We start from the raw sequence: 19,673 nt of genomic DNA, 5'->3' as shown, positions 1-19,673 counted from the left end.
ATTAAAATTTAAGCGATACCCCATGAAGGGACGACGGCGGACGGCAAGAAAACGTTATGGTTTTGCCGGCTTGATGGCGCGTGCGGCTTGAGATAAATCAATAAGGTGTCGCAACGCAATTCCTGTTCGGGAGTGTCCTCCGTATGTCGGAAATCGGTTCGGCCGTGCTGGTGTTCGTGCTGTTGCTGGCCGCGACCGGCATCGGCGTCGGTGTACGGCCGCTGCTGCCTGAGGAGCACAAGGCGCACGAGACCGTGCAACTGATCCAGCTCGTGATCGGCATGCTCGTGACGTTCGCCGCCCTCGTGCTCGGCTTGATGACGGCCTCGGCAAAATCGGGCTTCGACACTGCGGCGAACGATCTGCGCACCCTTGCCGCCGAGCTGATCGAATTCGACACGACGCTGCGCGAGCTAGGCCACGATACCGACGACTCGCGACGCCTGCTGCGCCAGTACACGGCGGCGGCGATCGCCTCGACGTGGCCGGGCGAGCCGGCGCCGGGCGGCGACTATCCGCGCGTCGGCACGCAGGACAGCGCCGGCACGCTCGAAAACGAGCAGCTCGGCGACATGCTGACGTCAGTGGGACAGCAATTGCGGCAACTGCGCACGCGCGATTCGCTGCAGCAACGCACGCTGGAGGATGCGTTGACGCAATACCGGCGCGTCGTCGACGCACGCTGGCGAATCATCGAAGAGGCGCACAGCTCGATCTCGCAGCCGTTCTTCACGACGCTCACGTTCTGGCTGTGCGTGATTTTCCTGAGCTTCGGACTGATCGCGCCGCGTAATGCGCTCGCGCTCGTCACGATCACGCTGGGGGCGGTGTCGATTGCTTCGTCGATCTACGTGATCGTCGATCTGGATACGCCCTTTTCAGGGCCGATCATGATTTCGAGCGCGCCGCTCAGAGGAGCGCTCGACCATCTGCGCAAGTGAGGCGACATTTCCGATGCCTCGCGCGAAACGCAGCGGCACGAGCCGACGCAAACCTCGGCTCGATTGGCGTACTAGGGTTTATCGACGGTGCCCTGAAACGAAGTCTTCGCACGGTCCATCATGTCGTGTACCAGCGGCCCGTTCGTTTTCTGCAAAACGACCAGCGCGACGGATGCCAGAACCAGCAACGCTACGCCGCCCCATAGAATCCGCGCCCGGCGACCCGCTCCTCGCGTACCTCCCGCTGTCGGGCGGGCTGTCGCGCCCACGGGCTGATCGGTGCGTTCATGTTCGGAGACCGTGCCGATGCCGTCGCCGCGCAGCGCGACGACTTCGGCTTGCAGCCTCGTGAGTACTTCGATCTTCCGGTTGGCAATTTCACCGTCGATCTTCGCCGCGCGCAGTTCGCCGCTCAGCCTCAAGACGGCATCCTGAAGCGCGGCGGCGTCTTTGTGAGCCTGCCTGAGCAATTCTTCCAGGCCGTCCCGGCCGTTTAGCACATGAAGCCCTTCGGTATCCAGGGGTGAATTGATTGGAGCGTGATATGTGTAGTTATAAGGTTGGTTCATGATTTCGTTCAAATTTTTGTCGAAATAAATTTTATACGGTCGATTACGGGATATATTCATTGCCGGAGAAATGACATTCGCCTTTTATCAAGATGGCAAACAGATAACTGCATTTTTTAATTGAGCGAGCTTTATTGGAATGCGCTTGCCATCTTCGTTGCGAATGCGGCCGACGTAACGAGCGTCGATCATCGAACGGATGTGGTCACAGGGATTAGCCTGTGCAAGCGCTTCTGGCAATCATGCCGGCGATGGCTACGTGCCCATGAACCCGGGGATTGCGCTGTCAAACGGACGGCGCTCTAATGCAACTCTGCGTGCAACCCTGATCTGTATCGCGAAAAAATCTTGTGATGGTGATGCCTGATTGAACGGCACCGCATTCGGAATTCTTTTTATCAGCAGCAGCACTGAAATTGAATCGGCCGTGTCCGAAATTGGCGGAGTTCTGGGTTTTATTTTTTATTATTTTCCAGATCGACTGATCGAATTATTTTGGGAAATAACGTGCTCGACAAAAGCGGGAGAGGAAGGCGCCAATACTGTGAGGCACACCCTTGGTATTCACGTCGATGCCGTTGTTCCAGTCTTCTAGTCATGTCGTGGCAGGTAACGGTTCGAAGAGCACCACGCTATCTGCCCTTGATATGACGCGATTTTCAATGGGCGAAGAAGTGTAGCCGTATGCGATTTACATAGACGGCTCATCTCTTCGAACACAAGCCAGTACGGGTGACGCGAATATGCGCGGGCCGTTCTTTCACGTAGTCGTTGAGTAAAAACGCCACTCAGTCACAATTTGGCACGCGGGTAAAGAAAAAGCCCGTGTGCTCAAGGCACACGGGCTTCAATCAACACAAATTACGCGAAGTAGGTTTTAGAACGGTTAGCGGAAGTACTGGTGGTTAAATCACTAGCTAAACCATTGATTCATTGAGATTCTATCGCAAATGCCCAGGTTTTTTGTCAAGAGTTGAGGTGTCAAGATTTCCTGTCGCCTCTCTTGAAACGCCCGCATGTCGGGCGTTCCAGTCTTCTCGTTAATCAATTTTTTCGGGTTTGCGATTTTGCATATATTTCTCAACAGTCAAGGGGGTGCGGGGGGAAGGAAGCCGGAGAAGTTAACCGAACTCATTGTTCTGAGGAGCTATCGTGAACGGGGAGGCCCTGTGAAATCGTATGTCTATGTTGACAATCATGGTCGTCAGCGGGCTTGCTTTCCTTGGTTGCCCGCTCCGGACGAAAACTCCGAGTGGAAGGATGAACTACTGTTCAGCGGCTAGAGTCATGCTTATTTGCCATCCCTATGCATGGCCGACTGTTGCATCTTCGATATTTTTTTATTCGTTGAATTTCGAATGGATCGCTTGCCATATCGCAATGGCATCTTGGAGTTGGCAGACCATCCCATCGCATATTTCTGGTCGCGAATGTCCGCTGCTTCGTTGCCCGATTCGGCATTCGTCTCGTTCCAGCGGTCGTTCCAGTCGTGTCTGAGAAGGTGGGGAAAAAACCGACCCAACGAGGGATAATGCTTCGAAAGCGTCGAGACAATCAGCCTTAGGCCTCTGTCTGAGAGCTGCCCGCCCCGATGGTTAACGAATACGTAGGGATGCCGTCTGGCTTCTGGAAACAGCGTGCGATCCGAGCGACCATCAGAGATCCATCTGTCGAGCAAATCGCGAAGATCGTCGTCTAGAAGAAGGATGCGTCCGTGTGTCTTTGTCGAAGCAGGATTAGGTCGACTGTCGTCCGGGTCGTCGTGGCGGCGATGAAACGTCACGGACGCTGGATTCACACCGAAGTCAATATCGACGCATTTAAGACCCAGCAACTCACCGGCACGCGGGCCAAGGTCGTATGCCAAGATCAGCAATGCAGCGTTGCGAATCTGTAATTCCGGTTTGAACGGATTTTCCAGCTCACCGGGGCGTATGACTCGCAGAAACAACTCCCGCTGCTCAGGGGTCATGCCCAACCTTTCGCCGGGCATATGCCCGGACGCCACATCGGAGGGTGGAGCAAGGCGCCTCGCTCGCTTCTCAAAGCGATTTAAGGCCTCAAGCGCGGCGGCATGCTCACGAGCCCCGGTAACTCTCCCGATAACCGGTTCGGCGACCCACTTGACATAGTCAATGCAGGTGAAATAGCGGGTGACACTGTATCTGGGATCGACGGGCCGTGAGCCTAATTCAGGTATCGAGGTCCGACAAAGATCGGCAAGCGCAATCAGTTCCGGGCGTGACAGAAACCTTAGCTGGGCAGCCCGTTCGACCAGATCGATATTTAACCGGCAGAACAGGTCGAGGCCAAGCGCTACTGCGCGCAACCCCTGTCGCATTGTGGCGGGGGAGCGTCCGGCCTGTCGATACCGGTCAAGGACATAGTGGACGACCGGGATCACTGGCAGGCCGAGCGAACCGTGTGTGAGCAAGGCTATCCGCTCGCCTGAAGCTAGCTTTATGCTGCGAACCGTCAGTTTTGACATGAGGGCCATCTCCGTGTTGGATGGCCCCAATTTAACGCGACGTTTGCAGTTCCGCTTATCGCGACACAAGCATAAAAGAAAAAGGCCGGAAAAACCTTACGTAACCTATTGATTACGTTCTGTTTTCCGGCCTCCATTTAACAGCTGATGAACAGGTTCCGCCTAGAACGGAATATCGTCATCCATCTCATCGAACCCGCCGCCAGCCGGCGCGCTCGGACGGCTCGCGCCACCACCGCCGCCGCTGCCGCCACGCGAACCGCCACCGGACATCGCCCGGCCACCGCCGCCGCCACCACCGCGTTCCATCGGCTCGCCACGGCTGTAGCCGCCTTCGTCGCCACCGCCCATCGACGCGCCGCCGCGGCCGCCCAGCATCTGCATCTGTTCAGCGACGATTTCGGTCGAGTAGCGATCGGTGCCGTCCTGCGCCTGCCACTTGCGCGTGCGGATACGCCCTTCGAGGTAGACCGACGAGCCCTTCTTCAGATATTCCGACACGATTTCCGCGAGGCGGCCAAAGAACGCCACGCGGTGCCATTCGGTCGCTTCCTTCATTTCGCCGGACGCTTTGTCCTTGTAGCGGTCCGTCGTTGCAAGGCGGATGTTCGCCACTGCGTCGCCGCTCGGAAGATAACGGACTTCCGGATCGGCTCCGAGATTGCCGACGAGAATGACCTTGTTCACGGATGCCATGAGTTTCTCCTGTTGATTCCATTTGCAGGCGGCGCGGCACTACGCGGTTCGCATCTCATGGCCGGCAGGCCCGAGACCGGAAACACGCCTCTGCCCGCCGCCGGGTGAGTTCTGGATGCGTGGGACGTGCCCCGGGGACATGCCCCGAATACGCTCTGCTATGCCTTGCGCGGCGGCTGTTTCATCTGTGCGGCGATTATAAGCCAGCAGAACACGAGCCCCGAACAGGCGAAGAACACCGCGCTCGCGCCGTTCGCCTTCAGCAGCCAGCCGCCGACCACGCCGCCCAGCGCCAGCCCGATCGACTGCGTGGTGTTGTACACGCCGACCGCCGCGCCCTTGCGGGTGCCGGGCGCGAGTTTCGATACCAGCGACGGCTGCGAGGCTTCGAGAATGTTGAAGCCCAGAAAGTAAACGAAGAGGATCGCCGCCACACTGAGAATCGTATGCGGTGCGACGCCCAATAACAACTGGCCGATCAGGATAAGACCGATCGCCGAAAGCAGCACGACCTTCATCTTGCCGCGCCGTTCCGCGGCGATGATCGCCGGCACCATCATCACGAACGACAGGCCCATTACGGGCAAATAAACTTTCCAGTGTGAAGCAACCGGCAGGCCGCCCGCTTCGAGAATGCGCGGCACGACGAGGAACAGCGCGGTTTGCGTCGCGTGCAGCGCGAGCACGCCGAAGTTCAGGCGCAGCAGCTCGACGTTGTGCAGCACCTCGGCGAACGGCGCGCGCACGTGCACGGGCTTCGGCGCATCGGGCACGATCCACAGCACCACGCCGATCGCGAGAATCGCGAAGATGCCGACCAGCGTAAAGAGCCCGCTCATGCCAAGCCAGTGGAACACGATCGGCGCGCCGACGATCGCCACCGCGAACGACATGCCGATGCTGCCCCCGACCATCGCCATCGCCTTGGTGCGATGCTCCTCGGAAGTAAGGTCGGCGATGAACGCAAGCACCGCCGAGGACACCGCGCCCATGCCCTGGATCACCCGCCCGACGATGATCCACGTCATGTCGTGCGCGCCCGCCGCGACGAAGCTGCCGATCGCGAAGATCAGCAGGCCGGTCGCGATGACGGGCTTGCGGCCCACCCGGTCGGAAATCCAGCCGTAGAAGATGTAGAGCATCGACTGCGTGACGCCGTAGGCGCCGAGCGCGATGCCGACGAGCAGCACGTTGTCGCCGCCGGGGATGGTCTTCGCGTAAACCGAGAACACCGGCATGATCATGAAGAGACCGAGCATGCGCAACGCGAAGATGGCGGCAAGCGACATGGTCGCGCGCAATTCGGGCGCGCTCATGCGTGTGGAGATGGCGGACGGATTGGACATCGGAAGCGTTGTTTGAATGAGCCGGGCGGCACACCGCGCGGCGAGCCCACGGAGCCGAACCGTCGCCCTGCAGCGCACCTCGAGCCTGCCCTCGCGCCCTGTTCCCGCTGTCAGGAAGCCGTAACGGCGGTCTGGAAAAGTCGTTATAGTAGCAGGTTTGGCCTCCTCCTCTTTCCGCAGTTCATGGAATAAATCCGTGGAACAAATCCGTATTCGTGGGGCTCGCACCCACAACCTGAAGAACGTCAATCTCGACCTACCGCGTCACAAGCTCGTCGTCATCACGGGGCTGTCGGGCTCCGGCAAATCGTCGCTGGCGTTCGACACGCTCTATGCGGAAGGACAGCGGCGCTACGTCGAAAGCCTCTCGGCCTACGCGCGCCAGTTCCTGCAACTGATGGAAAAGCCCGACGTCGATCTGATCGAAGGCCTGTCGCCGGCCATTTCGATCGAGCAGAAAGCGACCTCGCACAATCCGCGCTCGACGGTCGGCACCGTCACCGAAATCCACGACTATCTGCGTCTGCTGTTCGCGCGCGTCGGCACGCCCTACTGCCCCGACCACGAAATTCCGCTCGAAGCGCAAAGCGTCTCGCAGATGGTCGACGCGGCGCTCGCGCTGCCCGAGGAAACGCGCCTGATGATCCTCGCGCCCGTCGTCAGCGATCGCAAGGGCGAGCACACCGATCTGTTCGAGGACATGCAGGCGCAAGGCTTCGTGCGCTTTCGCGTGCGCTCGGGCGGCGGCACGGCCAACGAAGGCACCGCGAAAATCTACGAAGTCGACTCGCTGCCGAAGCTGAAGAAAAACGACAAGCACACGATCGACGTCGTGATCGACCGTCTGCGCGTGCGCCCCGACATGAAGCAGCGCCTCGCCGAATCGTTCGAAACGGCGCTGCGTCTCGCCGACGGCCGCGCCGTCGCGCTCGAAATGGATACGGACAAGGAGCACCTGTTCAGCTCGAAGTTCGCCTGCCCGGTCTGCTCCTATTCGCTGCCGGAACTGGAGCCGCGCCTGTTCTCGTTCAACAACCCGATGGGCGCGTGCCCCGAATGCGACGGCCTCGGCCAGATCACCTTCTTCGATCCGAAGCGGGTGGTCGCACATCCGTCGCTGTCGCTCGCGGCGGGTGCCGTGAAGGGCTGGGACCGGCGCAACCAGTTCTACTTCCAGATGCTGCAGAGCCTCGCGGCGTTCTACGACTTCGACATCGACACCGCGTTCGAAGACCTGCCGGAGAAGGTCCGCAAGATCCTGCTGTACGGTTCGGGCAAGCAGGAGATTCCGTTCTCCTACATCAACGAGCGCGGCCGCACTTCCGTGCGCGAACACGTGTTCGAAGGGATCATTCCGAATCTGGAGCGGCGCTACCGCGAAACCGATTCGGCCGCCGTGCGCGAGGAACTCGCCAAGTATCAGAACAACCAGCCCTGCCCGGCTTGTGCGGGCACGCGGCTGCGCCGCGAGGCGCGCTTCGTGCGCATCGGCACGGATGAGGACGCGCGCGGCATCTTCGAGATCAGCGGCTGGCCGCTGCGCGACGCGCTCGGCTACTTCCAGACGCTGCGCCTCGAAGGCTCGAAACGCGAGATCGCCGACAAGGTGGTCAAGGAAATCGTCGCGCGGCTGATGTTCCTCAATAACGTCGGGCTCGATTACCTGTCGCTCGAACGCAGCGCGGAAACGCTCTCGGGCGGCGAGGCGCAGCGCATCCGGCTCGCCTCGCAGATCGGCTCGGGCCTGACCGGCGTCATGTACGTGCTCGACGAGCCATCGATCGGCCTGCATCAGCGCGACAACGACCGGCTCATCTCGACGCTCAAGCATCTGCGCGATCTCGGCAACTCGGTGATCGTCGTCGAGCACGACGAAGACATGATCCGCATGGCCGACTACGTGGTCGACATGGGACCCGGCGCGGGCGAGCACGGCGGCATGGTGATCGCCGAGGGCACGCCCGAAGAGGTGCAGCGGAACGCGGCGTCGATGACCGGGCAGTACATGTCGGGCGCGCGCACGATCGAATTCCCCGACGAGCGCAAGGAGCCCGACGAGCGGCACCTGCGCATCGTCGAGGCGCACGGCAACAATCTGCACAACGTGACGCTCGATCTGCCGGTGGGTCTCCTGACCTGCGTGACCGGCGTGTCTGGCTCGGGCAAGTCGACGCTCATCAACGACACGCTCTATCACGCGGTCTCGCATCACCTGTACGGCTCGTCCACCGAGCCCGCGCCGTACGAGTCGATCGAGGGCCTCGAGCATTTCGACAAGGTCATCAACGTCGACCAGTCGCCGATCGGCCGCACGCCGCGCTCGAATCCGGCCACCTACACGGGCCTGTTCACGCCGATCCGCGAGCTGTTCGCGGGCGTGCCGGCCGCCAAGGAACGCGGCTACGATCCGGGCCGCTTCTCGTTCAACGTGAAGGGCGGACGCTGCGAATCGTGCCAGGGCGACGGCGTGCTGAAGGTCGAGATGCACTTCCTGCCCGACGTCTACGTGCCTTGCGACGTCTGCCACGGCAAGCGCTACAACCGCGAAACGCTCGACATCCAGTACAAGGGCTGCAACATCAGCGAAGTGCTCGACATGACGGTCGAACACGCGTACGAGTTCTTCAAGGCCGTGCCGGTCGTCGCGCGCAAGCTGAAAACCTTGCTGGACGTGGGTCTCGGCTATATCCGCCTCGGCCAGTCGGCCACCACGCTGTCGGGCGGCGAGGCGCAGCGCGTGAAACTCTCGCTGGAACTGAGCAAGCGCGACACCGGTCGCACGCTATACATCCTTGACGAACCGACCACCGGCCTGCATTTTCACGACATCGCGCTGCTGCTGGAAGTAATCCACCGGTTGCGCGACCAGGGTAATACCGTCGTGATCATCGAACATAATCTCGATGTAATCAAAACTGCGGACTGGGTCATCGATCTCGGTCCCGAAGGCGGTGCGGGCGGCGGGCAGATCATCGCCCAGGGCACGCCCGAGCAGGTCGCCAGGTCAAAGGCAAGTTTTACCGGCAAGTATCTGGCGCCGCTTCTGAAGCGCACCGCCAGCGCAAAGTAACGCAGCACCTCACGGGTTGGAGACGGAACAAGCCATGACCAAGCGGAATCAGGCGCGCGACGAAGGACGGGTGCAAGACCTGCGGCCACGCCCGGTCAGGCTGACCAGCGACATGAGCCTGCCGAAGCTGTCGGCGGTCGAAATCGGCAGCTACGTGGTGATGCTGTTCGCCATGTGGGCGGTGATCGAACTGAAGCTGCTCGGCTCGCTGCTCGCCGGGCTGCTCGTGTTCCAGCTCGTGCATACGATCGCGCCGCGCATCGAGCGCCACATGTCGGGCAAGCGGGCGCGCTGGCTCGCGGTGGTGATCCTCTCCGCGGTGATCGTCGGCGCGTTGACGGGGCTCACGCTCGGCATCATCGAGCACTTCGAGAACGACGTGCCGAGCGTGCAGAATCTGCTCGATCAGGCCATGCAGCTGATCGACCAGGCGCGCGGCCGGATTCCGCAGTTCATCGCCAACTATCTGCCGGTCGACACCGAGCAGATGAAGACGCGCGCCGCGGAACTGATGCACACGCACGCGAACATGCTGCAGCAAGGCGGCACGACCGCGGCGCGCGGGTTTACGCATGTGCTGCTCGGCATGATCATCGGCGCGATCATCGCGGTCGGCGCGCAGAAGCATATCCAGCGGCTGCCGCTGTCCACCGCGTTCGTCACGCGCGTGACGCGTTTCGCCGACGCTTTCCGCCGCATCGTGTTCGCGCAGGTGAAGATTTCCGCGCTCAACGCGGTATTCACCGCGATCTTCCTGCTCGTGATCCTGCCGCTCTTTCACGATCAGTTGCCGCTGTCGAAAACGCTGGTGCTGGTGACGTTCATCGTCGGGCTGCTGCCGGTGATCGGCAATCTGATCTCGAACACGATCATCGTCGCGGTCGCGCTGTCGGTCAGCTTCCCGGCGGCGGTCATGTCGCTCGTGTTCCTGATCCTCATTCACAAGCTCGAATACTTCCTGAACGCGCGGATCGTCGGCGGACAGATCGAGGCGCGCGCCTGGGAACTGCTGATCGCGATGCTCGTCATGGAAGCGGCGTTCGGCATTGCCGGCGTGATCGCGGCGCCGATTTTCTATGCGTATATCAAGCGCGAGCTGATTTATCTGCGGCTCGTCTGAGCGTGAGCGGCGGAAGGGGCAAAAAAGACGGAAGGAGCGGATAAGGCGGGCGGGCCTCGCGGCCGAACCGGTTGATCGAAGCCGGCGCTCGTGTCAGGTGAGACATTCGAGAACGGACGGCTCAAGCTCACACTGAGCCCCACGCTGGCAAAGCAAAGCGGCACTACGGTGCCGCTTTTTTTTCGCCTTGCGCTGCGACACACGACTTGCCACACACGACAGCGTTTTCCCTGACAGAAAACTTGCAGCGGATCGTACAAGCCCATAAGATGAGAATAATTCCCATTTACAAGACGATTCGCATCGTGATATTTCGCCTGAATTTCCGCCCTGGCTCGGCCCCGGGTTTCCGCTTCGCCCGGCCGGTTCGCGCATGAGAGGCCAGCTCGTCCGTCTGCACCGCTGGTTCGGCGTCGCCACCGCGTTGTTTCTGTTCGTCGCCGGTCTGACCGGGGCGATCATCGCCTGGGACCACGAACTCGATGCGGCGCTAAACCCATCGTTCTACCAGGCCCGTACGGCCGGCCCGGCGCTGTCGAGCCTCGAACTCGCGAACCGCGTCGAGGCGGCCGACCCGCGCCTTCAGGTGACCTATCTGCCGCTAGAAGTCGAGCCCGGCCAGGCATTGCAGATGATGGTGCTGCCGCGCACCGATCCGGCCACCAGGAAGCCCTACCCGCTCGACTTCAACCAGATCGCCGTCGATCCCGTCACCGGCGAAATCCAGGGACGCCGCGAATGGGGCGCCGTGTCGCTCGCGCGGCTCAACCTGATTCCATTCATCTACAAGCTGCATTACACGCTGCAGTTGCCGTTCATGGGCGGCTTCGACGTCGGCACGTGGCTGATGGGGATCGTCGGCATCGTCTGGCTGTTCGATAGCGCGATCGCGCTATGCCTGTCGTTTCCAAGCTTCAAGGCCTGGCGCAAGTCGTTCGCGTTCCGCCTGAAGCGCGGCGGCTACGCGCTCACGTTCGATCTGCACCGCTCCGGCGGCGTATGGATCTGGGGCGTGCTGATGATCGTCGCGCTGACGTCGATCTCGATGAACCTGTCGTCGCAGGTGGTGCGCCCGATCGTCTCGCGCCTCTCGACGCTGACGCCCGATCCGATCAACAACCCGGAAATCCTGCGCGCGCCGCAGCCGGGCGATCGGGTATTGAGCCGCGAGCGCATCGTCGACATCGCGCGACAGGCCGGCAAGGACAGGCATCTGGCCGTACCGCCGGGCGGCCTCTACTACGCCGGAGGCCTGCATGCGTACGGCGTCGGCTTCTATGCGCCCGGCAACGATCACGGCGACATCGGCCTCGGCAACCCGTGGATGTACTGGGACGCCGTCACCGGCAAACAGCTCGCCGCGCAGATTCCCGGCAAGGGCACCGCGGGCGACATCTTCATGCAGGTGCAATTCCCGCTGCACTCGGGGCGCATTCTGGGCCTGGGCGGACGGATTCTGATCAGTGCGACCGGTATCGCAGTAGCCGTGCTGAGCATCACGGGCCTGCTGATCTGGCTGAAGAAGCTGAACGCGCGCCGCCGTTCCGCGCATAACGCGAATCTTCTCGCGCGCAACCCGGACGGAGCCCATGGAACGAACGGCGCGAGTGGAACGGCCGTGCGCTCATAGGAGAGCGCGAGGGACGTCACGCCAGGAAAACCGCCATTGCGCCGGCCTCGACCGGCGCAATGCCTATTCGGCAACGGTTAGCGGAACACCACCGTCTTGCTGCCGTTCAGCACGACGCGATGCTCGACGTGCCACTTCACCGCACGCGCGAGCGTCACGCATTCGACGTCGCGGCCGATCGCCGTCAGTTGCTCCGGCGTCATGCTGTGATCGACGCGCTCGACTTCCTGCTCGATGATCGGGCCTTCGTCGAGATCGGTCGTCACGTAGTGAGCGGTCGCGCCGATCAGCTTCACGCCGCGATCGAACGCCTGGTAATACGGCTTCGCGCCCTTGAAGCTCGGCAGGAACGAGTGGTGAATGTTGATCGCGCGGCCGGCCAGCGCTTCGCACAGCGTTGGCGACAGAATCTGCATGTAGCGCGCGAGCACCACGAGGTCGGCCCGATGCTCGTTGATGACGTCGAGCACGCGCGCTTCCTGCGCGGCCTTCGCGTCCGGCGTGCCGCCGAGCAGCGGGAAGTGATGGAACGGAATGTCGTAGCTCGCGGCGAGCTGGTAGAACTCCTTGTGGTTCGAGATGATCGCCGGAATGTCGATGTTGATCTGACCGGTGCGGTAGCGGAACAGCAGATCGTTCAGGCAGTGGCCGATTTTCGACACCATAATCACGACGCGCGGCTTCACGCTCGCATCGTGCAACTCCCAGCGCATGCCGAACTGTTCGGCGAGCGTCGCGAACGAGGCACGCAACGCGTCGAGCCCCGGATCGCCGCCCACCTGCTGAAAATGCACGCGCATGAAGAATTCGCCGGTGCCGCTGTCGCCGAACTGCGCGGAGTCGAGAATATTGCTGCCACGCTCGAACAGAAAGCCCGACACGGCGTGAACGATGCCGGGCCGGTCGGCGCACGACAGTTTGAGGATAAAGCTGTGATCGGTCGACATGACCTCGGTGACTCCCTTCTTCAATGCGTGGTTTGTTTCAGTGCGTTCAGTGCGTACGGGCTGTGCGGGGCGAGCCGAATCCTGGCGCTTAAGAATCCAGGCGCCTAACCTAGCCCTGCTTCGGCGGCGCGAACAGCGCGTCGATGCCCGCGCACGCGTCCTCGTCGATCCAGCGGCGGCGCAGCAGACAGTCGAGCGTGGCGAGGCTCGCATCCACCGTCAGCGCGCCTTCCTCGACCCAGCGCGCGACTTCGTCGATACGCGCAAGCCGGTGTTCGCCCACTTCGCCGTCCTGGTTGCGCGGCGCGAAGTCGGCGGGCAACGCGAGGTCGTAGATGAAAATCTGCTCGGCCTGCGTGCCTTCCGGCAGCGATTGCAGCACATGTGCGGTGCGGCCCGCGATAGCGCGCGAGGCGATCTCCGCCGGAATGCCGGCTTCTTCCCAGCACTCCTTGACGATCGTCTCGCCGATGCCGAAGCCCCAGCCGATCCCGCCCGCGACGACATTGTCGAGCATGCCGGGGTCGGTCGCCTTGGTCTCGCTGCGGCGCGCGATCCATAATTGCGGCGCGCCATCCGCGTATTCTACGATGCCGTTCAGATGCACCGCGTAGGTCATCGTGCCGAAGAAGCGCGACGCGGCGCGCTCGATATAGGCGAGCGGCGGCGCGTCGAACGCGTTGCGGATCGCGTAGGTCTCGTTGCGCCAGCCGGGAATGCGGCCATCGGCGGCGAGCGCGCCGATCACCGAAGCGAGCGCCGCGCTGCGTAGATCGACGGTGTCGAATGCGGCGGCGAGCGTCACGGCATCGCTAGCGATTTCGAACACGTCGGGCCAGCGCGCGAGCAACGGCACGTCGTGTTCGCGAATCCAGCCGACCTGTTCGGCGCCGATTCTGAACGGCCGGTGAGCGCTGGCGTCGAAGCGGCGCGCGGCGGTGATGCAAGGCAAAGTCATCGAAAACTCCAGACTGTCCGCACGACGGCGAACCTAAGCAAAGCAAATGCAAGCGTGTCGGTCGACACGTCTCAATCACGCAACGCGACGCGAATCCCGATCGCAATGAACGTCGCGCCGGCCAGGCGATCGAGCCACACGCCCACGCGCGGCCGCCGTCTGAGCCAGCCGCCGATGAGGCCCGCGCAGACGCCGAACAGCGAAAACACCACGACCGTCTGCAACATGAAGAGCACGCCGAGTTCGAGCATCTGCACCGTCACGCTTTGCGCGCCATGCGGCTGCACGAACTGCGGCAGGAACACGACGAAGAACAGCGTGACCTTCGGGTTCATCAGATTGCCGAGCACGCTCTGGCGGAACACCGCGCCAAGCGGCTGCGGCGCGCGCTGATGCGCGGTCGCGAGCCCCTCGCTGCGCAGCGCCTTGATGCCGATCCAGACCAGATATGCGGCGCCCGCGAGCTTGATCGCCTCGAACGCGAGCGGCAACGAACGCAGCAGCGCGGCGACGCCGAGCGCCGCGAGCGTCGTATGAAACGTGATGCCGGCGGCAAAGCCGAGCGCGGCGACGAAGCCGGCCGCGCGGCCCTGCGAGATGCCGCGCGCGAGCACCTGCAGATTGTCCGGACCGGGCGCCACGGTAATCGCGATCGAGGTGGCGAGAAACAGCAGGAAGTTGGGCATCGTCGTGGCCTTCTCGTGGGGCGGCGGGTGAGTATCTGATGAATGCCGGATGAGTGCCGGGCGGTTGCGTGCCGGGTGCGGCACGCGCGGCACCGCACGCTCAATGTCCGTCGAAACTCGTCACCGTATACAGCGCAAGGCCGCCCTCGCTCAACAGCGTCGAACCGCCCAGCTCGGGCAGATCGACGATCGCCGCGCCTTCCACGACGACCGCGCCGAGCCGTTCGAGCAACTGCTTGCCGGCCATCATCGTGCCGCCGGTCGCGATCAGATCGTCGATGATCACGACGCGGTCGCCGGGCTCGCATGCATCCTCGTGAATCTCGACGGTCGCGGTGCCGTACTCCAGTTCGTACGATTGCGAGATCCTCTTGTACGGCAGCTTGCCCGCCTTGCGGATCGGGATGAAGCCGAGGCTCAGCTCATGCGCGACGATCGGCCCGATGATGAAGCCGCGCGCATCGAGCCCGGCGATGTAGTCGAGCTTCGCGTCGATATAGCGCTGCACGAACAGGTCGATCAGCACGCGCAGCGACTTCGGCTCGCGCAACAGCGGCGTGATGTCGCGAAACTGCACGCCGGGCTGCGGCCAGTCGGGCACCGTGCGAATGTGACTTCTGATGTAGTCGGCCGCATCGAGCGGCGCGCTCGCGAGCGCGTTGGACATGATGACTCCGGATGGACCTGGAAAGGCCCGGTGAAAAGCTGGCTAAAGGATTCGTAAAGGACTCACTTCGGCGGCCGGCGTCAGGCCGCGGCGGCGCCCGCGCGGCGATGCTTCTTCGAGAGCCGTTCCTCGGCTTGCGCCAGTTGTTCGGGCAGACCGCGCAGCACCACGATGTCGCTCGCGCGCAGTTTCGTCGACGGGTCCGGTTCGACACCGCGGATGCCATGCCGGCGGATCGCGGTCACTTCGACGCCGAGTTCGAACAGGCCCAGCTCCGCGAGCGTGCGGCCTACCGCGTCGGCGCTGGCGTCGACCGGAACCGATTGTAGCCGTACCTGTTCGTGGCCGTCGTCGTCCTCGATGTCGTCGGCGCCGTGGAAGTAGCCGCGCAAGAGCGAATAGCGCTCGTCGCGCATCTCCTCGACGCGCCGCACCACGCGCCGCATCGGCACGCCCATCACGACGAGCGTGTGCGAGGCGAGCATCAGGCTGCCCTCGACGATCTCCGGAATCACCTCGGTCGCGCCGGCGGCCAGCAGCTTTTCCAGATCGGAATCGTCGACGGTGCGCACGATGACCGGCAGCGTCGGCTCCATCTCGTGGATGTTGTGCAGCACGCGCAATGCCGAGGGCGTATTCGCATAGGTGATCGCGATCGCAGCCGCGCGGTGCAGGCCCGCCGCCAGCAGCGATTCGCGCCGCCCCGCATCGCCGAACACGACCGATTCGCCGGCCGCCGCGGCCGCCGCGACACGGTCCGGGTCGAGGTCGAGCGCGACGTACGAGAGCCCTTCGTGTTCGAGCATGCGCGCGAGGTTCTGCCCGGCGCGGCCGTAGCCGCAAATGATCACGTGGCTGCTCTGCTTGAGGCTTTGCGTCGCGATGCGCGTCATCTGCAGCGACTGCATCATCCATTCGGTCGACGACAGCCGCAGCACGATGCGGTCGGCGTTCTGGATCATGAACGGTGCGGCGAGCATCGACAGCAGCATCGCCGCGAGAATCGCCTGCAACAGCGTCGCGTCGACGAGATGGCGGTCGAGAATCAGGTTCAGCAGCACGAAGCCGAACTCGCCGGCCTGCGCGAGGCCGATGCCGGTGCGCATCGCCACGCCCGGCGTCGCGCCGAAGAGCCGCGCGAGGCCGGTGATCATCACGGCCTTCAGCAAAATCGGCCCGACGAAAAAGCCCAGCACGATGAGCGGATGCTCCCAGATCACGCGCGGATTGAGCAGCATGCCGGTCGTCACGAAGAAGAGCCCGAGCAGCACGTCGCGAAACGGCTTGATGTCTTCTTCCACCTGATGCCGGTACGGCGTCTCGGCGATCAGCATGCCGGCAATGAACGCGCCGAGCGCGAGCGACAGGCCGAACTTGTCGGTGATGAACGCGGCGCCGAGCGTGACGAGCAGCAGGTTGAGGATGAACAGTTCCTGCGAACGGCGCCGCGCGACCACGTTGAACCAGCGCGTCATGAAGCTCTGGCCGACGATCAGCAGCAGCGCCAAGGCCACGACGATCTTGATCGCCGCGATGCCGAGCGCGCTGACCAGATTCTCCGAGCGCCCGCCGAGCGCGGAAATGATGATGAGCAGCGGCACCACCGCCAGATCCTGAAACAGCAGCACGCCGAAGATATTGCGGCCGTGCTCGGTTTCGATTTCGAGCCGCTCGGCGAGCATCTTGCTGACGATCGCCGTCGACGACATCGCGAGCGCGCCGCCCAGCGCGACGCTCGCCTGCCACGTGATATGCACCCAGCGCTCGAGCACGAAGCCGAGCGACACCGCCACCGCGACCGTGCCGATCACCTGCAGCAAGCCGAGGCCGAACACGAGCCGGCGCATCGAGCGCAGCTTGGAGAGCGAAAATTCGAGTCCGATCGAGAACATCAGGAACACGACGCCGAATTCGGCGAGGTTCTGCGCGCCCGCCGAATCGGGAATCAGCCCGAACGCATGCGGCCCGACGACGATGCCGACCGTCAGGTAGCCGAGCATCGGCGGCAGATTCAGGAAGCGAAAGATCACCACGCCCGCCACCGATGCCAGCAGCAGGAACAACGTCATTTCGAGCGGGGAAATCATCGGCAAAAACGCATGGGTGAGGCGTCCTCGTTCGTCAACGGAACCCCGGCGCGCAGGACATCGCGCGGCAGGGTCGGGGGGCCGGAAAAAAACGCTAAAGGGCTGCGAAAGGGGCTGGCGAAAGGCTCGTGCAGCCGGCGGCTTGGCACAGCAGGCCCGGCGCGGCGAACAGGCGCCTTTGCTATACTCCGCGAATGATAGCGAAAATCAATGGCGACAGGGCACTCGAGCTGGCTCGCGACGTGCTCGACATCGAAGCGGACGCCGTACGCGCGCTTCGCGATCAGCTCGACGGCAGCTTCGTCGGCGCGGTCGATCTCATCCTGGGTTGCGGCGGACGCGTGGTCGTTTCCGGCATCGGCAAGTCCGGCCACGTGGCCCGCAAGCTCGCGGCCACCCTGGCGAGCACCGGCACGCCGGCGTTCTTCGTGCATCCCGCGGAAGCAAGCCATGGCGACCTCGGCATGGTCACCGCCGACGACGTCTTCCTCGCGCTATCCAATTCCGGCGAAACCGAAGAACTCGTGGCGATCCTGCCGCTCATCAAGCGGATCGGCGCGAAGCTGATCGCGATGACGGGCCGCTCGGCGTCGAGCCTCGCGCAACTGGCCGACGTGCACCTGAATTCCGCCGTCGCCAAAGAAGCCTGTCCGATGAATCTCGCGCCCACCGCCAGCACCACCGCCGCGCTCGCGCTCGGCGACGCGCTCGCGGTCGCGGTGCTCGACGCGCGCGGCTTCGGCCGCGACGATTTCGCGCGCTCGCATCCGGGCGGCGCGCTCGGCCGGCGCCTGCTCACTTATGTACGCGACGTGATGCGCACCGGCGAGCAGTTGCCGCGGGTCACGCCCGAGTCGACCGTCAGCGACGCGCTCTTCCAGCTGACCGCGAAGCGCATGGGCATGACCTCGGTGGTCGACCATAACGGCCGCGTGACCGGCATCTTCACCGACGGCGACCTGCGCCGCGTGCTCGAACGCGACGGCGATTTCCGCCAGTTGCCGATCGCCTCGGTCATGACGGCCAGCCCGCGCACGATCGGCCCCGATCACCTCGCGGTCGAAGCCGTGGAACTGATGGAGCGTTATCGCATCAATCAGATGCTGGTCGTCGACGAAGCGGGCAAGCTGATCGGCGCGCTCAACATGCACGACCTGTTCTCCAAGAAGGTGATCTGATGGCCGTGGCTCCCCCTACCGCGACTGAACGCGCCAGCCGCGTAAAGCTGATGATTTTCGACGTCGACGGCGTGCTGACCGACGGCGGCCTGCTGTTCACGGCGGAAGGCGACACGATGAAGGGCTTCAACTCGATGGACGGCCACGGCATGAAGCTGCTGCGCGAGGCCGGCATCGAAACCGCCATCATCACCGGGCGCAAGTCCGGCATCGTGGCGGCGCGGGTGAAGGAAATGAACATCACGCACGTTTATCAGGGCGTGCAGGACAAGCCGGCGGCCTTCGCCGACCTGCTGCAGCAAACCGGCCTCGCCGCCGAAGACTGCGGCTACATGGGCGACGACTGGGTCGATCTCGCGGTGATGCTGCGCGTCGGCTTCGCGGCCGCGCCGGCCAATTCGCATCCCGAGGTGATCGCGCGGGCGCACTGGGTCAGCGAGGCGCGCGGCGGCCACGGCGCGGCGCGCGAAGTGTGCGACACGCTGCTGCGCGCGCAGCACAAATACGAAGCACTGCTTGCGGCGGCCTGCAGCGGCGAGCAGCGGGGCCTCGTCGGATGAACCAGTTTCGCCTGACTTCGCTGATTCCGCTCGTCGCGATGGCGGCGCTCGCCGGCATCACCTGGTGGCTGCTGCAAGCCACCCTGCCGCGCAAGAGCGACAACGAGGTACGCCCCAAGGAACACACGCCCGACTATTTCGCGGACAACTTCTCGGTTTCCGAACTCGACCAGTCGGGCGCGACGCAATACCGGCTGACCGCGCAATCGCTGATCCATTACGAGGACGACGAAATGAGCGACCTCGTCAAGCCGGCCATGCGCGCGTTCCAGCCCGGCAAGCCGATCGTCACCGCGACCGGCGACACCGGCACGGTCAACGCGGACGCCTCGATCGTCAATCTGTACCAGAATGCCCGCATCCTGCGCGCGCCCGGCAACGGCGATCCGCAGATGCAGGCCGATTCCGAGCATTTCAGGGTGCTCGTCAACGACGATGTGATCGAGACCGAAAAGCCAGTTAAACTTCAGCGCGGCATGTCGGTAATGACTGCCAGCGGCATGAAATACAACAATGTCACCCGGGTTATGCAGCTGTTCGGCAATGTAAGAGGCGCAATCGCCGCAACCGACGCCGGCGGCGGCTCGTCCCACTAACCCGGGCCATTCATTCCAGGCATGACTGCATGAACGAATCGTTCCCCCGTTTTGATACCGGCCTTGCGCGCGCGCTGTCGGCGTGCCGCGCCGGGCTCGCCGCGCTCGCCGTCGCGCTGCCGCTCGCCGGCTTC

Annotated in this window: 17 protein-coding genes and 1 pseudogene; 9 read left to right on the top strand and 9 right to left on the bottom strand. The window is 63.2% G+C overall.

What is annotated here, in order from left to right; genetic code table 11:
• The first annotated feature begins 143 nt into the window (after window positions 1-143).
• Window positions 144-941, top strand: a complete 798-nt coding sequence (locus G3N58_RS28425; RefSeq protein ID WP_167049721.1) for a DUF4239 domain-containing protein — start codon at window positions 144-146, stop codon at window positions 939-941.
• Between the two features lie 71 nt (window positions 942-1,012).
• Here G3N58_RS28425 and G3N58_RS28420 read toward each other — a convergent pair whose 3' ends face one another.
• Complete coding sequence (locus tag G3N58_RS28420; RefSeq protein WP_206000851.1) at window positions 1,013-1,510, bottom strand: hypothetical protein; 498 nt, start codon at window positions 1,508-1,510, stop codon at window positions 1,013-1,015.
• Window positions 1,511-1,877: 367 nt separating this feature from the next.
• Here G3N58_RS28420 and G3N58_RS28415 point away from each other — a divergent pair, with 367 nt between their 5' ends.
• Window positions 1,878-2,105 carry a hypothetical protein gene (locus G3N58_RS28415; protein ID WP_167049718.1) on the top strand — a complete coding sequence of 76 codons (228 nt, stop codon included), beginning with the start codon at window positions 1,878-1,880 and terminating at the stop codon, window positions 2,103-2,105.
• A 696-nt stretch (window positions 2,106-2,801) separates the two neighbouring features.
• On the opposite strand, the gene G3N58_RS28410 is transcribed toward G3N58_RS28415, so the two are convergent.
• The 3 genes from G3N58_RS28410 to G3N58_RS28400 all read right to left on the bottom strand — a co-directional run bounded on the left by G3N58_RS28410 (window position 2,802) and on the right by G3N58_RS28400 (window position 6,040).
• On the bottom strand, window positions 2,802-3,998 hold the full coding sequence (locus G3N58_RS28410; protein WP_206000850.1) for a site-specific integrase: 1,197 nt from the start codon (window positions 3,996-3,998) through the stop codon (window positions 2,802-2,804).
• A 162-nt stretch (window positions 3,999-4,160) separates the two neighbouring features.
• A complete protein-coding gene (locus G3N58_RS28405) occupies window positions 4,161-4,694 on the bottom strand; it encodes a single-stranded DNA-binding protein (RefSeq protein ID WP_206000849.1) in 534 nt (177 codons plus the stop codon).
• Between the two features lie 158 nt (window positions 4,695-4,852).
• Window positions 4,853-6,040 carry an MFS transporter gene (locus tag G3N58_RS28400; protein WP_206000848.1) on the bottom strand — a complete coding sequence of 396 codons (1,188 nt, stop codon included), beginning with the start codon at window positions 6,038-6,040 and terminating at the stop codon, window positions 4,853-4,855.
• Window positions 6,041-6,236: 196 nt separating this feature from the next.
• On the opposite strand from G3N58_RS28400, the gene uvrA reads away from it, so the two are divergent.
• The 3 genes from uvrA to G3N58_RS28385 all read left to right on the top strand — a co-directional run bounded on the left by uvrA (window position 6,237) and on the right by G3N58_RS28385 (window position 11,860).
• Complete coding sequence (gene uvrA / locus G3N58_RS28395) at window positions 6,237-9,110, top strand: excinuclease ABC subunit UvrA (protein ID WP_206000847.1); 2,874 nt, start codon at window positions 6,237-6,239, stop codon at window positions 9,108-9,110.
• 34 nt (window positions 9,111-9,144) lie between these two features.
• Window positions 9,145-10,230: an AI-2E family transporter gene (locus G3N58_RS28390; protein WP_167048264.1), complete on the top strand. Its 1,086-nt coding sequence runs from the start codon at window positions 9,145-9,147 to the stop codon at window positions 10,228-10,230.
• Window positions 10,231-10,603: 373 nt separating this feature from the next.
• Window positions 10,604-11,860 (top strand): PepSY-associated TM helix domain-containing protein, encoded by a 1,257-nt coding sequence (locus tag G3N58_RS28385; RefSeq protein WP_205990585.1) that lies wholly within the window; start codon window positions 10,604-10,606, stop codon window positions 11,858-11,860.
• Between the two features lie 77 nt (window positions 11,861-11,937).
• On the opposite strand, the gene purU is transcribed toward G3N58_RS28385, so the two are convergent.
• The 5 genes from purU to G3N58_RS28360 all read right to left on the bottom strand — a co-directional run bounded on the left by purU (window position 11,938) and on the right by G3N58_RS28360 (window position 17,205).
• Window positions 11,938-12,807, bottom strand: a complete 870-nt coding sequence (gene purU / locus G3N58_RS28380) for a formyltetrahydrofolate deformylase (protein WP_167048268.1) — start codon at window positions 12,805-12,807, stop codon at window positions 11,938-11,940.
• Window positions 12,808-12,916: 109 nt separating this feature from the next.
• On the bottom strand, window positions 12,917-13,765 hold the full coding sequence (locus G3N58_RS28375) for a DUF4743 domain-containing protein (protein WP_206000846.1): 849 nt from the start codon (window positions 13,763-13,765) through the stop codon (window positions 12,917-12,919).
• Window positions 13,766-13,836: 71 nt separating this feature from the next.
• Window positions 13,837-14,451, bottom strand: a complete 615-nt coding sequence (locus tag G3N58_RS28370) for a LysE family translocator (protein ID WP_167048454.1) — start codon at window positions 14,449-14,451, stop codon at window positions 13,837-13,839.
• Window positions 14,452-14,551: 100 nt separating this feature from the next.
• On the bottom strand, window positions 14,552-15,118 hold the full coding sequence (locus G3N58_RS28365) for an adenine phosphoribosyltransferase (RefSeq protein ID WP_167048272.1): 567 nt from the start codon (window positions 15,116-15,118) through the stop codon (window positions 14,552-14,554).
• Window positions 15,119-15,198: 80 nt separating this feature from the next.
• Complete coding sequence (locus G3N58_RS28360) at window positions 15,199-17,205, bottom strand: cation:proton antiporter (protein ID WP_206000845.1); 2,007 nt, start codon at window positions 17,203-17,205, stop codon at window positions 15,199-15,201.
• A 194-nt stretch (window positions 17,206-17,399) separates the two neighbouring features.
• Between G3N58_RS28360 and kdsD the strand changes: the two genes are divergently transcribed.
• From kdsD to G3N58_RS34315, 4 genes and pseudogenes are all read left to right on the top strand, one after another.
• Window positions 17,400-18,383 (top strand): arabinose 5-phosphate isomerase KdsD, encoded by a 984-nt coding sequence (gene kdsD / locus G3N58_RS28355; RefSeq protein ID WP_206000844.1) that lies wholly within the window; start codon window positions 17,400-17,402, stop codon window positions 18,381-18,383.
• Entirely contained in the window at window positions 18,383-18,943 is a 561-nt protein-coding gene (locus tag G3N58_RS28350; protein WP_206000843.1) for an HAD family hydrolase, read from the top strand. The genes kdsD and G3N58_RS28350 overlap by 1 nt, the downstream gene beginning before the upstream one ends.
• Entirely contained in the window at window positions 18,940-19,539 is a 600-nt protein-coding gene (gene lptC, locus G3N58_RS28345) for an LPS export ABC transporter periplasmic protein LptC (RefSeq protein WP_167048280.1), read from the top strand. The genes G3N58_RS28350 and lptC overlap by 4 nt, the downstream gene beginning before the upstream one ends.
• Window positions 19,540-19,568: 29 nt before the next feature.
• Window positions 19,569-19,673, top strand: a pseudogene (locus G3N58_RS34315) (lipopolysaccharide transport periplasmic protein LptA); the annotation flags it as partial.

Source organism: Paraburkholderia sp. Ac-20342 (assembly GCF_017104985.1).
Classification (GTDB): Bacteria; Pseudomonadota; Gammaproteobacteria; order Burkholderiales; family Burkholderiaceae; genus Paraburkholderia.
Note: the sequence above shows the minus strand (reverse complement) of the source record. Positions and strands in the feature narration are given on the sequence as shown.

Excerpts from the sequence above, each read along its gene's own strand:
- G3N58_RS28390 (WP_167048264.1), top strand. The coding sequence starts at position 9,145 with ATGACCAAGCGGAATCAGGCGCGCGACGAAGGACGGGTGCAAGACCTG.
- G3N58_RS28370 (WP_167048454.1), bottom strand. The coding sequence starts at position 14,451 with ATGCCCAACTTCCTGCTGTTTCTCGCCACCTCGATCGCGATTACCGTG.
- G3N58_RS28360 (WP_206000845.1), bottom strand. The coding sequence starts at position 17,205 with ATGATTTCCCCGCTCGAAATGACGTTGTTCCTGCTGCTGGCATCGGTG.
- G3N58_RS28375 (WP_206000846.1), bottom strand. The coding sequence starts at position 13,765 with ATGACTTTGCCTTGCATCACCGCCGCGCGCCGCTTCGACGCCAGCGCT.
- G3N58_RS28365 (WP_167048272.1), bottom strand. The coding sequence starts at position 15,118 with ATGTCCAACGCGCTCGCGAGCGCGCCGCTCGATGCGGCCGACTACATC.
- purU (WP_167048268.1), bottom strand. The coding sequence starts at position 12,807 with ATGTCGACCGATCACAGCTTTATCCTCAAACTGTCGTGCGCCGACCGG.
- lptC (WP_167048280.1), top strand. The coding sequence starts at position 18,940 with ATGAACCAGTTTCGCCTGACTTCGCTGATTCCGCTCGTCGCGATGGCG.
- G3N58_RS28405 (WP_206000849.1), bottom strand. The coding sequence starts at position 4,694 with ATGGCATCCGTGAACAAGGTCATTCTCGTCGGCAATCTCGGAGCCGAT.
- G3N58_RS28425 (WP_167049721.1), top strand. The coding sequence starts at position 144 with ATGTCGGAAATCGGTTCGGCCGTGCTGGTGTTCGTGCTGTTGCTGGCC.
- G3N58_RS28410 (WP_206000850.1), bottom strand. The coding sequence starts at position 3,998 with ATGTCAAAACTGACGGTTCGCAGCATAAAGCTAGCTTCAGGCGAGCGG.
- kdsD (WP_206000844.1), top strand. The coding sequence starts at position 17,400 with ATGATAGCGAAAATCAATGGCGACAGGGCACTCGAGCTGGCTCGCGAC.
- G3N58_RS28400 (WP_206000848.1), bottom strand. The coding sequence starts at position 6,040 with ATGTCCAATCCGTCCGCCATCTCCACACGCATGAGCGCGCCCGAATTG.
- G3N58_RS28420 (WP_206000851.1), bottom strand. The coding sequence starts at position 1,510 with ATGAACCAACCTTATAACTACACATATCACGCTCCAATCAATTCACCC.
- G3N58_RS28385 (WP_205990585.1), top strand. The coding sequence starts at position 10,604 with ATGAGAGGCCAGCTCGTCCGTCTGCACCGCTGGTTCGGCGTCGCCACC.
- G3N58_RS28350 (WP_206000843.1), top strand. The coding sequence starts at position 18,383 with ATGGCCGTGGCTCCCCCTACCGCGACTGAACGCGCCAGCCGCGTAAAG.